The sequence below is a fragment of the Pseudomonas sp. NPDC089758 genome, assembly GCF_044748705.1.
Lineage (GTDB): Bacteria > Pseudomonadota > Gammaproteobacteria > Pseudomonadales > Pseudomonadaceae > Aquipseudomonas > Aquipseudomonas putida_X.
In genome coordinates this window covers 26,969-39,441 of record NZ_JBIVGN010000008.1, presented here as the reverse complement: position 1 = coordinate 39,441, position 12,473 = coordinate 26,969, and the positions used below count along the sequence as shown (strand labels likewise).

Sequence of the window (12,473 nt, the reverse complement as noted above, 5' to 3'; positions counted from 1 at the left end):
CGCAGGATGGAGAACACTGGCTGCCTGGACTTGGCATCGCAAGGTGTCAGTGCTTAGGCATCGAAGGATGTCGGGTAAGCTGTTTCGTTGAGCAGGGTCGCTTTTGATCCAAAGGTAAGGTGCAGCAACGCTGACGGCTTCGGATCCCAACAGAAGAAACGTCCAATCGATCGCATCTGTTTGAGGTCGACCACGACAACCGACTCGACGGGCATGACAGTTTCGGTCCAGAACAGGACATAGAGATCGTCCGCCACGTCGTAGTAAGCGCATTTCTCGACGTCGGCGATGCCTTTTTCTGCACCATTGACGCAGCTCCAAGCCATGGTTTCAGCATTGAAGTAAACGTGTTCGTACCAGTCGTCTGCGCTGTAGCGATAGAGGACGCGCTTACCCGACAGGCTGGACGATTTCTTGATCGGCGACCCGCCCGGCATGCCTTCCACAACAGCCGCGGCGAAACCCGTCTGTGTGCGCTTCTCTCCATTTTGCTCATGGAAAGACGACACGGCAGCGAGGATGTCCCCAGTCTCCAGCTTCCAGATGAGGGTCGCAGACTCTTGGTGAGCTGGTTTGAGGAATTCAACAAACAGGATGCCCGGGCGAACCTCGATCGCTTCGTAGGTTTCAGTGGCGCTCAAGCCGGTGCCTTCGCCTTCCAGAATTTTCCAGCTCAGGGAAGTCGCGCTTTCGAAGCGGTGCTCGATCAGCCAACCGTTCTCGAAGCGGATGTTCAGCGTCTTTCCCGACAAACAATCGGTGCTGGAATATTTGTGCCCATCGAAGCCCTCAGCCATTTCACCCAGCGTCGGCCAATCCGCAGCTGGAATGTAAGCCTGGGCCTTCATCTCTTCTTCAATCTGGTAGGTCACGGGTGATTCCTCGTCGAGATTTCGGCTGTGCCGAGACGCCTCCATCATAAGAATCCATTGACCCCCGAATCTTGGCTATCAGCTCCAAGCGTTGGCTCAGGGTGTCAATCTCACCACCATTCGGCGGCTGCCCAGGTCCGCGCTTCTTCACCTGCCTTGAGCGATTACTGGGCAGGACGATGTTGGCACTGTGGAGCCAGCGTTTGGCTCGGACAATCAAGATGGCGGCCGGTTTACGGCGATAGCCTTTCACCAGCACACGAGGAATTGTGACTCGCTCTCCAAGAATTCTAATAATGCAGCAGAGGTAGCGTTGATGAAATATAAACTCCACAACCCATTAGTAATGCGTATTGCACTCGCTTGCGCTGTGCCGGCTCTATCCGTTATTTCATCGACGGCGCACAGTCTTCCGCTGTACAGCGATAGCGCCACAACGATTGACGCCAAGCTTGCAGCCTCTTTCGGTATTTTCAGTAGCCGTGAAAAATATGCGCAAACGCCGAATCAAACGAAGGGTTCGGCAACGTGGCAGGAAGCAGTTTTCCAATACGGCTTGGATATCAAGCACAGCAGCGAAGACTACGGGCGTACGTATGCTGCGCTCAACTGGGTTTCCAGTGCCACGTTCGGAGACGGTGACGCAGCAGGCTGGTCTATCGGCGACGAACGCACAACCAAGATCGAGGACGCCTACGCAGGTTGGAAGTCAGGAAATCTGATGCCCACCTTGGGTGAGGATGGCATGGAAATCTCCTTTGGCCGACAAAACATTGTGGTCGGAGACGGCTTCATTATCTCGGGCGATGCCCTTGATTTTGGTAAGGGACTTTTGGATGGCCACCTCAACCGCGGGGGTGCCTATTACCTTACTGGACGTAAGAATTTCGACCAGACTGCCGTACTGCGCCTGGGGGGTGCTCAAGGTCTTCGCGGTGACCTGATGTGGCTCAAATCGGATAACCGGGCTCAGGCATCACCCGAAACCGTGGTTGCAACGTTGGAGAACGTTACAGAAAAAGGCACGGTTGGCCTGACTGCGGTGAAGGTCGTGGACACTGATAAAGAGTTCGCCGAGATCCTGTACCCTGAACGAAAGGACATGAAGATTTACAGTGTGCGCGCCAAAGGTGACGCTGGAGTACCGGGTCTGTTCCTGGCCGGTGAATATGCCAAGGAGGGCAAAAGCACGACGGACGAAAATGCTTGGTACCTTGAAGCTGGCTGGACCTTCAATGATGCTCGCTTCACACCCAAGGTGAACTACCGTTACAGCCGATTTTCCGAAGCCTACGATCCACTTTTTTACGGAAACGGCCGCGAGCTGGGCACCTGGTTCCAAGGAGAAGTTGCCGCCAACTACGCAGGCCCCTTCAATACCAACGCGACCATTCAACAGGTTGGCCTGAAGCTGGCGTTGAGCCCGTCATTCAATGCAGGTGCCCTCCTCTACAAGTTTGACACTATCAAGAAAGACACGCTCGACCTGTCAGGCAAAGAATTGGATATCTACGGAGAGTGGACGGTCAATGAGCACTTGTTGGTGCTGCCGCTCGTAGGCTTCTACAAGCCGGATAACAGCGCCGAAAACGGCGGTAGCCAACTCGGTAGCGACCGGACCAACGTCTACGCTCAGCTGCTGTTCGTAACCAATTTCTAAGTCATATAAGCGCGCCTGGCCATGGCGCGCTCTATCCAGCCCCGCCTGATCTCGACGATTTCAGGCCACCTCCTGCCGGGGCTGCCATTCGCGAGAAAGCGCCCATGCATTACTCGATGTCCATCCGCCTGAAGATTGTGCTTGTTTCTGGCCTGTGTCTGTTGGCCATGATAAGCCTCACGACGGGCATGAACCTTTACCAGAACAGCACCAGCAATCGCCTGACCGGCAGCGAAAGCCGCAAGATGCTCACCATCAGTGCTCAGGCGCAACTGCAAGCCAAGGCAGCTGAACAGGCTCTGGTACTGCAAAAGAGTTTTCACTCAAGCCTACAGCTGATGCAGTCTCTCGTTGATCAAGCCAATGACCTGCGGATCATGGTCAAAAATCGTGATCTCGGTGCGGGGGTTCTTCGCGAAGAGCTGGACAGGCAGCTCAAAACGGCTTTCGAGCACAATCCAGGCCTCGTGGGACTCTGGCTCACCTATGAACCTGACGCTCTGGATGGTCAAGACAGCAACTTCATTGGAGATGCGGCTCGTGCATCCAACGAAGCTGGCAGATTTGCCAGGGTTTTCAACCGAGGTAGCGGCCAGGCAGTTCACCTGATCATGACCGAGGGAGATCTTACCAAGACAGAGCGCACACTCAGCGGAGTACCTTACAACAGCTGGTACACCTGCCCGCTGAAGGCCAAGACGCCCTGCTTGATGGAGCCGTATTCAGACACCATCGCAGGTAAGCGACAGCTGATGACGAGCCTGTCGATGCCGGTGATCTCTGACGGGAAACTGTTGGGAGTAATCGGCGTAGACATTGCGCTGGATGCCCTCCAGGCCTTGATCAGCCAAGAGCAGAGTAAAATCTTTGATGGAGCTGGCCGCATTGTCATCACCTCCGCGAGCGGAGTGATAGCTGGATTCAGCCCTGACCCGAACAAAGTGGGCGAGCAGTTGGAAGATGTGCTGGGTGCCGATGGGCGTTATGTCCTGGAAAGCATGAAGCAGCAGGCTCCATCAATCATCAATGAACATGGCGCAATCAGTGCGGTACATCCCATAAAGCCAATCCCGGATGGGCAGAACTGGGCGGTTAGCATCCAGCTACCGGAGCAAGTGCTTCTGGCTGACTCCAACAACCTTCAAAGCCTCCTCGATCAGGTACAGGTGGACGGCGTCTCAAAAACAGTTCTGGTTGCGATCCTCACCGCGGCAGTAGGCCTGTTACTCATCTGGATCGCCGCAACTGGCGTGACACGTCCAATCAACACCGTGGCTGCCATGCTCAAGGATATTGCCAGCGGCGACGGTGACCTGACCCAACGGCTGTCGTACACAAAGGCGGATGAGCTGGGTAACCTGGCTGGATGGTTCAATCGGTTCCTGGAGAAACTCCAGCCTACAATCAGCGACATCAAACAAAGTATCAGTGATGCACGAAATACCGCTGATCTGTCGGCCGAAATTGCCCGTCAAACCAGCACGGGTATGCAGGTGCAGTTTCGGGAGGTGGATCAGGTTGCCACCGCAGCCAATGAAATGAGTGCTACCGCCCACGATGTTGCGAACAGTGCCTCGAATGCAGCCCAGGCTGCAATTGCAGCCGATACGGCGACAAAGGATGGGATAGCGATTATTGATCGCAGTACTCTCGACATTGAGGCGCTGGCGGCTGAGGTCAGCAGAGCCGTTGACGAAGTGGAGGCGCTCGCATCGAGCAGCGACGAAATTGGCTCAGTCCTGGAAGTCATCCGCAGCATCGCTGAGCAAACCAATCTCCTGGCGTTGAATGCCGCCATCGAAGCCGCACGCGCTGGCGAGAGCGGAAGAGGTTTTGCGGTCGTAGCGGACGAAGTACGAAACCTGGCCAGGAGAACCCAAGACTCTGTTGAAGAGATTCGTGGGGTGATCGAGCACATCCAGAACGCTACGCGGGGCGTTGTATTATCCATGCACTCCAGCCAGATACTGGCGCAGACCAACGCGTCTCAAATTCAACGGGGGGCACAAGCGCTGGCAAAAGTAGGGGCGTCCATCACGCTGATCGGTGACATGACCTTGCAGATCGCCAGCGCCGCTGAACAACAAAGCGCCGTCGCCGAGGAAGTCAACCGTAACGTCTTCGCAATTCGTTCCGTGACTGAGTCGCTTACCGGACAAGCCAATGAGTCAGCGCATATCAGCAGCCAGCTCAACGCTTTGGCGAACCATCAAAAACAGCTCATGGATCAATTCAAGGTCTGAAGACAGCTGCGCGACCTCCGGATTGGCACCGTCAGTCATGCTGATGACAGCCTTAGCCAAGAAAGCTGAGACCGCCCAGAGTACCGTCACGAATTAATCTTCCTGCTGCACGGCATAGCCGTTCTGCCTCATTGCTGGAGCCTGCCCGAAATGAGCGATGTCACCCTCCTCCCAAGCGTTAGCGCCTTTCTTGCCCGAGACCATGGCCACTACATCAATGGCTGTTACGCGCCCAGCTCGTCCACTGCCAAGATAAAAGTCATAAACCCTGCAAATGGCGAAGCTATCGCTCAGGTGAGCGAAGGTGCCCAGAGTGATGTCGATCAGGCGGTAGTCAGCGCTCAGGCAGGCTTCAAGACCTGGTCCAGGACGAGCCCGGCAGCTAGGGCGGCTGTATTGTTCAAGCTTGCGGATCTGCTCGAACAGAACCGCGAGGAGCTGGCTCAGCTTGAGACCATTCAATCGGGCAAGATCATCCAGATTTCTCGTGCATTCGAAGTTGACCAGGCTGCTCACTTCCTTCGCTACTATGCTGGCTGGGCGACCAAGATCAGCGGTGAAACGATCACGCCTTCCTTGCCCTCCTTCGCTGGGGAGCGGTACACCGCATTCACGTTGCGTGAACCGGTTGGCGTTGTAGTCGGTATCGTGCCGTGGAATTTCTCGACCATGATCGCCATCTGGAAGTTGGCGTCCGCGCTGACCACCGGATGCAGCATCATTATCAAACCCAGTGAGTTCACGCCGCTTACGATTCTTCGTATTGCAGAACTTGCGACTCAAGCGGGCCTGCCAGCCGGCGCTCTGAACGTGGTAACGGGCAGCGGCATGACTGGAAAAACGCTCATTGACCATCCCGGCACCAACAAGGTTTCGTTCACTGGTTCGGTGCCGACGGGTATCGCGGTTGGCAAGAGCGCCATGGAAGCCAAGCTGACCCGAGCCACTTTGGAACTTGGAGGGAAAAACGCCGTAGGCTTCCTGCGTGATGTTGATCTCGACAAAGCCGCAGATGGGATCATCGAAGCGGGCTTTCTCCATTCGGGCCAGATCTGTGCGGCTGCCGAGCGCTTCTATGCGCACCGCTCTCAGATTGAACCACTGATGGAAAAATTGGCGCAGCGCCTGGCGACGCTGAAGATTGGCTCGCCTCTGGATGAATCGACCCAGTTTGGTCCAGTCACCAACAAGCAACACCAACAAAAGTTGGAGGCGTTCTTCAACACTGCCCGAGATGAAGGCAACCGCATCGTCCATGGTGGCAATGCAATTCATGGCCCCGGCTGCTACGTAGAGCCAACCATCATCCTCGCAAACTCAGCTCAAGATACACTGCTGACCGAAGAGACGTTTGGGCCAATCGCCACCTTCCTTCCTTACGACACCGAGGAAGAACTGCTTCACCTGATGAACGACACGCCATACGGCCTGAGCGCGAGCATCTGGACAAACGACCTCTCCAAAGCCCTGCGGTTGGTGCCTGAAATTGAGGCAGGCACCGTGTGGGTGAACATGCACACCATGCTTGACCCGGCCGTTCCATTTGGAGGAGCGAAAGCGTCTGGTATCGGCCGTGAATTTGGCGCTGCCTTCATCGATGACTATACCGAATTGAAGTCGGTAATGATCCGCTACTGACGCTGAACAGGCGCTCTCGGAAACCCGGCGTAAGCCGGGTTTTCGCTTTCTAGGTAAGGGTCAACACGAACATTTCAGTTTTTGGCACTCTCAGACAACAGCTTGCATCTGGAGTCATGTTGTCTGGCGCTGACCAGGCGTTAAATATGGGGAAAATGGCCCACGCGTCGGCGTGGTCCCATCACTCCAACAAAAGATGCGCCGATGCGTCCAACAAGCTGCCTCTGGACGAGTTTATCGGCAAGAGGTATCCGAAATGCTATCTGTCGAAACGCCCACCACCTACTACACCGCGACGCGAAAGTACGACCTGAAGTTTCCCGACCTGGACCAGATGATCGACACGGAGGTTGTCGTGATTGGCGGCGGATTCTCCGGAGTGAACACGGCGCTTGAGCTGGCGGAACGAGGCGTAAAAGACATTGTACTGCTGGAGTCTCGATACCTCGGCTTCGGTGGCTCAGGGCGTAATGGTGGCCACGTTATGGCAGGTATTGGACATGATCTGGAGAAAATTCGGAAAAGCGTAGGTGATGAAGGCTTGCAAGCCGTTTTCGAGATAAGCGACCTCGGAGCCTCGATTATTCGGGAACGGATAGCCAAGTACGACATTGATGCTGACTTCCGTCACGGCTACGGCTACATGGGCTTCAACAAGCGCCAGGGGAAGCTCCTGCAATCGTGGGAAAAGGAGTTCAAACAGCTTAGCCCCAATCAGGACATCGAGTACCTGGAAGGCAGCGCAGTCAAATCGATTATCGGATCGGACTACTACACATGCGCCCTGAAGCACATGGGCAATGGTCACATTCACTCCCTGAACATGCTGCTGGGTGCTGCAAAGGCGCTGATCAGCTTGGGTGGCCGCATTTTTGAGAACACCCCTGCTCTGGAAGTCACCTACGGTGACACCATCACGGTGCGGACTGCAAAAGGTGTAGTCCGGGCCCAGAAGATTCTGTGGTCCTGCGGCGCATTCCTCGATCGCATGGAGCCCTACTTGGATAAGCGTATCGTCAACACTTACGCTTATCAGCTGGTGACAGAACCACTCCCAACCAGCCTCATTGAGCAAATCAGTCCAATACGCGGCGCTTTCAGCGATATCCGCCCTGTGATTGACTACTACCGCGTCACTAATGAAAACCGCGTTCTCTTCGGGTCGGCGACCAAGGTCCTTGAATACATTCCAAATGACCTGAAGGCTTGGAACCGCGGCCTGATGTTGAAGGTGTTCCCTTATCTGAAGGATGTGAAGATCGACCTTGCATGGGGCGGACCGATGGAATGTACCGCCAACCTCTTCCCTCAGATCGGCACACTCCCCGGCCATCCTAATGCGTTTTTTGTCCAGGGCTACTCGGGCTTCGGTGTCACCCCAAGCCATGTGGTGAGCCAGGTCGTTGCGCAGGGAATGTTAGGAGGGTCTCGTCACTGGGACGTCATGAGTTCCATAAAGCCCGCCAAGGTAGTGGGCAAAGAAAACTGGCGGAACGTGATTTGTACCTTGGGTAAGATCAGCCACCAAATGGCTGGCTACACCAACGGGCGCCGTTGAGTATCGCGATTATCTCTTAGCTTTTATCCCACATGCCGCCGCAGGCACTACGCCGGCGGCCTGGCGCTATTGACTTGATTCGACAAACACGGTTGACTCGCGCCCGCCATGCCTCGCGTGCCCCGTCATTGAAACGGAGGTCGCTTCAGCCCGCTCAATAGAAGCACCTGATCCAGATCGATCGCTACCCCTGTGAACGTGGATAGCTCACATCATCCTGGAATCCCGCCATTGATTCTCACCCAACCTAACCTAACGCTGAAATACCGGAGCATCGCGCCCCCGCGCCTGGGCGCTGAAAACACCCCGCAGCGATGGATAACATATTCAGCGAGCATGGATAAGACATTTATAGGCCGGATGGCGCCTAATCGGTAGGCCACATCGCGTAAGGCATGGGCGCTTTCTCAAAGAGCGCTTTATAACAACAGGCGCGAAATAAGGTCCTTTCATGTCAAAAAAAATAATCTATACGAATGGCAAGATCTATACCGGCAGCCCTTCCCATCCATGGGCAGACACTCTGGTCGTCGAAGAGGGTCAGCTTGCAGCTGTAGGGTACGCGGCAGACCTGCAAGAGATAATTCAGGATCACCCTGCAATTGATCTCAAGCAAAAAATGGTAATGCCTGGGATTCATGACGCTCACATCCATTTGCTGCTTAGCGGGTTGAAATTTGGATTTGAGTGCCGCATCCGACCAAACGCCAACAGCAAGCAACTTATCGAAGACATCTGCGACTGCCGAAAATGCAAAAGCGGGACGCTTAGCAGCTGGGTCATTGCTGGCGAATACAATCCGTTTGCAATAGAGAAAGGCCACCTTGACCGGAAACTGCTGGATGAGCACTTCCCCGACCGGCCGGTTTTCATATCCGATTACACCATCCACAATGCATTGGTGAACTCCAAGGCGCTAGAAATCGCGGGTTTGAGTAGCGACGTTACGGATCCTCATGGCGGCCAATTCGTCAGACGCGAAGGAAGCAGTGAACTCACTGGCGAACTCGTCGAGCGAGCGCGATGGGCCGTAAGTGCCGCTATTCCCGAGTACTCATCGGATATCTACGAGGATGCACTTCGCTGGTCAGTGAGCATGGCCCATCGATACGGCATCACTTCCGTTCAGGAAGCGTCTGCGTCACTGCCTGAGCTAAAAGCACTGAAGGCACTGGACACAATCGATGAACTCAACCTGCATGTTGCCGCCCACTTGGTGTGGCAAGAAGTCACCTTCTCGGGTGGCGCCTCGCTTGAGTAACAGGATGACCTTATATCGAGGCACAGGGAACATCTGGCGCCGCATGTCGACACTCGCTTTGTGAAGTGCTGGCTGGATGGAGCGCCGCTTCCCCCTCATTTCACTGAGTCTCGAATAGACAACGAAAATAAAGTCGATCTCTCCAAAATCGTCATCAGCGAAGATGATCTTACTGCTGCCCTGATCAGACTTGACCGAGATGGCCTGACGTTGAAGATGCATTGCGCTGGAGAGGGGGCTGCTCGCATCGCGCTCAATGCCGTTGAACGCATGCGGGAGCACAACGGGAATCGAGGGCCGCTTCACGAAATAGCGCATGCCGGCTTCATTCACGTGGAAGACAGAGATCGATTGGCAGGGCTTCGCGTGGTCGCCGAGATGTCACCAGCGCTCTGGCACAATACTTCACCTGAATTTGAATCTCTGAGCACCGGCTTCAAGTTCAATACGATGCACAGGTTGGGTGCACACGTCACAGTGGGATCGGATTGGATCATTACTGAGAATCCTAATCTATTCCCTGCCCTCCAAGGCATGTTACTCCGTGATACTGAAAGTGTGGATCTGGAAACCGCATTGTTCATGATGACTATGGCAGGTGCACAAGCGGTTGGTAGACAAGATGAATTTGGCTCGCTTGAGGCAGGAAAGTCCGCTGCCTTCATCGTGCTTGATCGCAACCTCTTCGAAATTGAAAAAAGTGAAGTTGGCGATACCCAGGTATTGCAGACCGTGTTCAAAGGCAAAACCGTTTATTCGGCCGACGCAGGCTCTCGATGAAAACTACAAATTTTGTTCCCCAACGGGTCATTGAGAAATACGACCGGCATTGCACGCACTTCAATTCCGGCCAGGTCGATGAACTACTTGCTGACTTTTTCACGATCGATGCGTTCTGGAGCGGCGCCGGGCTTCCGGAACGCCGGGGTCACGAGCAACTCAGGGAGATGTTCTGCGAAGTCGTCACCGCGCAGACGGTGTCCCATAGCCAAGGCCCAAGCGCGTTCGGGGAGAATACGGGGTGGGACTGCCGAAACTGGCATGTCACCCCCATGGACAGCAATGCTCAACCTTGGACATTCAGAGCACTGTTCTTCTGGACGTGGGCCGGCGAGCAGTGGCTGTGCGAAGCCGTCATGTGCTATCCACTGGAGGCATGAGGTTTACCATGATGAATTCACCCATTCCTATTGTCGTGGTCACCGGATTTCTAGGCGCAGGGAAAACAACCTTTCTACGCACCTTGATCGAAGCAGGCGAACTTAAAAAAACACTGTTCATCGTCAATGAAATTGGCGAAGTGGGCCTCGATCAACAACTGCTCCAAGCCTCCGGTGCTGATGATCCCATACTGCTATCAGGGGGGTGTTTGTGCTGCGAGATGAAAAATGACCTCGGTTATACACTGAGAGACTTGTACCTCAAATGGCCCGAAGGAACCAGGCCGCCGATTGACAAGATTGTGATCGAAACATCCGGCCTTGCAAGCCCTGCGTCCGTCATCCTTCAACTGGCTCAAGATCAGTGGTTGAGAGGTCGATTCCGACTCTCGCAGGTCATTGGAATCATTGACTGCGAATTCGGCCTGGAAACCCTGACGTCCACTGAGCTTGCGGTTGATCAGGTGATCTATTCCGATACTGTAATTCTGAGCAAACAAGACAAAGTTAGCGCTGAAAAATCCGTGCTTCTCACCAAGTGCGTACTGAAGATAAATCCTCGCGTCAAGATCAAAGGAACCGACAGCAAGGGTATCAAGTCAGCAGCTGACTATTTTCAAGGTCCCAATCGTACACACGCCAAGCGCCAAATTAGCCAACCACCAGTGGATCATCTTCTGGAATATAGTGCGGCTAACATCCCGATTGCAGATGCCCTACCTTGGGAATTTTTGGCAAGCGCACTGGATGAACTGAGCGAAACCTACCGACAAAACCTATTGCGAGTGAAGGGCGTTGTCAATATCAAGGGAGTGAGTACTCCAGTTGTAATACATGGTGTGCGCGGGATTTTTATGCAGCCGGAAGCCCTTGCGATTAAAGATGATACCCATACGAGCCTGACCTTGATCAGCCTTGGAGCCGATGCAAACGTCATTGCCGAGCACTTACGCCAGCGATTGCTCGTTTAGATACCCATACCCTTCTATCGTACACGCCACACACTAGAGCTTTGCCAACTCATTAAGAATATCGACATACCAACTGCGATCGTTTTCTTATCGCAGGATACTGCCAATTCAAGCACCACCCAACTCATTACGCAGATTTGCGTACAAGCCTAAATCAATTACAAGCAAAGGCTATGACAATGCGCACCCTCATCACTTGCTTTATTGCAATGTTTGCATCTCTCAATACGCTTGCAGCCGACATGAACGCACGAGATTTCATAACGGCACCTGATGGCACAGTGTTAAGCGCCTACTACCTGTCCTACTCCCACTCGACCCGCTATCGCGGTGACAGTGACACCTATAAAAATGCAAAAGCTACTGTTTCAGCCTTCGCTTTCCGCCAGGTTTTGTATACCGATCTCTGCGGCGTTATCTGTACACCGCAATTCGTCATTCCCTATGTCGATATTGACAGCCGATCACCGGGTCAAATGGGGAGCGGGGATAGTAGCGGCGTGGGCGACCCTCAAATTGGCGGCACACTATTTTTGATCAACAACCCCAGCACGCAGACCTACAGCGGCTTCATGACGCTGCTGACGGTTCCGATTGGTGAATATCACTCGCAAAGTCCTGATGTTTCTCCTGGTGGAAACAGGTGGGTGCTTGATCTTCTTTACAACTACACTCAAGGGTTGGGCGAACGCTGGGTCGTCGAAGCTGATATAGAAGCTCTGCTATTTGGTAAAAACGACGATTACTACGGCGAATCGTTGGAGCAAAAGCCAGTGTTTCGGCTCCAGACTTTTCTGTCTTATGCATTTACCGACAACACCTATGGCGCACTTCGTTTCATTCAGGGGCATGGTGGAGAGACTAGGTTTGATGGCGCGACCCTTTCTGATACCGAGCAGGATTATACCCAATTCGGTCTTGAACTTGGACACAAGCTCGATCAAAAAAACCAGCTCATGCTCGCATTAACAAAAGACTTGTATTCAAGCAATGCATTCCAGGGCGCGCAAGCCTTGCTTCGTTTTGTCCATGTATACTGATCTGAGCGAATACCATAATGACTATAAATAGCACAACCGGACAGCATGCAGATACAGAGGTGTCCTCTTC

The 12,473-nt window shown here is 53.9% G+C and carries 8 protein-coding genes and 2 pseudogenes; 9 read left to right on the top strand and 1 reads right to left on the bottom strand.

Annotated features, from left to right (window positions below):
• Positions 1 to 53 precede the first annotated feature (53 nt).
• A complete protein-coding gene (locus tag ACIPZH_RS13005) occupies positions 54 to 872 on the bottom strand; it encodes a MoaF C-terminal domain-containing protein (protein ID WP_400636380.1) in 819 nt (272 codons plus the stop codon).
• Between the two features lie 346 nt (positions 873 to 1,218).
• On the opposite strand from ACIPZH_RS13005, the gene ACIPZH_RS13000 reads away from it, so the two are divergent.
• The 9 genes and pseudogenes from ACIPZH_RS13000 (at position 1,219) to ACIPZH_RS12960 (ending at position 12,403) form a co-directional block, all read left to right on the top strand.
• On the top strand, positions 1,219 to 2,532 hold the full coding sequence (locus ACIPZH_RS13000; protein ID WP_400636522.1) for a hypothetical protein: 1,314 nt from the start codon (positions 1,219 to 1,221) through the stop codon (positions 2,530 to 2,532).
• 104 nt (positions 2,533 to 2,636) lie between these two features.
• Positions 2,637 to 3,917: pseudogene (locus ACIPZH_RS12995) on the top strand (HAMP domain-containing protein); the annotation flags it as partial.
• A gap of 102 nt (positions 3,918 to 4,019) precedes the next feature.
• Positions 4,020 to 4,775, top strand: a complete 756-nt coding sequence (locus ACIPZH_RS12990; protein ID WP_400636520.1) for a methyl-accepting chemotaxis protein — start codon at positions 4,020 to 4,022, stop codon at positions 4,773 to 4,775.
• 150 nt (positions 4,776 to 4,925) lie between these two features.
• Positions 4,926 to 6,413 (top strand): aldehyde dehydrogenase family protein, encoded by a 1,488-nt coding sequence (locus ACIPZH_RS12985; protein WP_400636379.1) that lies wholly within the window; start codon positions 4,926 to 4,928, stop codon positions 6,411 to 6,413.
• Between the two features lie 256 nt (positions 6,414 to 6,669).
• Positions 6,670 to 7,971: an NAD(P)/FAD-dependent oxidoreductase gene (locus ACIPZH_RS12980; RefSeq protein WP_400636378.1), complete on the top strand. Its 1,302-nt coding sequence runs from the start codon at positions 6,670 to 6,672 to the stop codon at positions 7,969 to 7,971.
• Between the two features lie 451 nt (positions 7,972 to 8,422).
• Positions 8,423 to 10,012, top strand: a pseudogene (locus ACIPZH_RS12975) (amidohydrolase).
• The gene (locus ACIPZH_RS12970; RefSeq protein ID WP_400636377.1) at positions 10,009 to 10,392 is read left to right on the top strand and encodes a hypothetical protein; all 384 of its coding nucleotides are present in this window, start codon (positions 10,009 to 10,011) and stop codon (positions 10,390 to 10,392) included. The pseudogene ACIPZH_RS12975 and the gene ACIPZH_RS12970 overlap by 4 nt, the downstream one beginning before the upstream one ends.
• Positions 10,393 to 10,400: 8 nt before the next feature.
• Positions 10,401 to 11,363: a CobW family GTP-binding protein gene (locus ACIPZH_RS12965; RefSeq protein ID WP_400636376.1), complete on the top strand. Its 963-nt coding sequence runs from the start codon at positions 10,401 to 10,403 to the stop codon at positions 11,361 to 11,363.
• Positions 11,364 to 11,542: 179 nt separating this feature from the next.
• A complete protein-coding gene (locus ACIPZH_RS12960) occupies positions 11,543 to 12,403 on the top strand; it encodes a transporter (protein ID WP_400636375.1) in 861 nt (286 codons plus the stop codon).
• Positions 12,404 to 12,473: the final 70 nt, after the last annotated feature.

Bases quoted from the DNA above. Each gene is read 5' to 3' on its own strand.
- ACIPZH_RS13000 (WP_400636522.1), top strand. From the start codon at position 1,219: ATGCGTATTGCACTCGCTTGCGCTGTGCCGGCTCTATCCGTTATTTCA.
- ACIPZH_RS12990 (WP_400636520.1), top strand. From the start codon at position 4,020: ATGCAGGTGCAGTTTCGGGAGGTGGATCAGGTTGCCACCGCAGCCAAT.
- ACIPZH_RS12985 (WP_400636379.1), top strand. From the start codon at position 4,926: ATGAGCGATGTCACCCTCCTCCCAAGCGTTAGCGCCTTTCTTGCCCGA.
- ACIPZH_RS12980 (WP_400636378.1), top strand. From the start codon at position 6,670: ATGCTATCTGTCGAAACGCCCACCACCTACTACACCGCGACGCGAAAG.
- ACIPZH_RS12970 (WP_400636377.1), top strand. From the start codon at position 10,009: ATGAAAACTACAAATTTTGTTCCCCAACGGGTCATTGAGAAATACGAC.
- ACIPZH_RS12965 (WP_400636376.1), top strand. From the start codon at position 10,401: ATGATGAATTCACCCATTCCTATTGTCGTGGTCACCGGATTTCTAGGC.
- ACIPZH_RS12960 (WP_400636375.1), top strand. From the start codon at position 11,543: ATGCGCACCCTCATCACTTGCTTTATTGCAATGTTTGCATCTCTCAAT.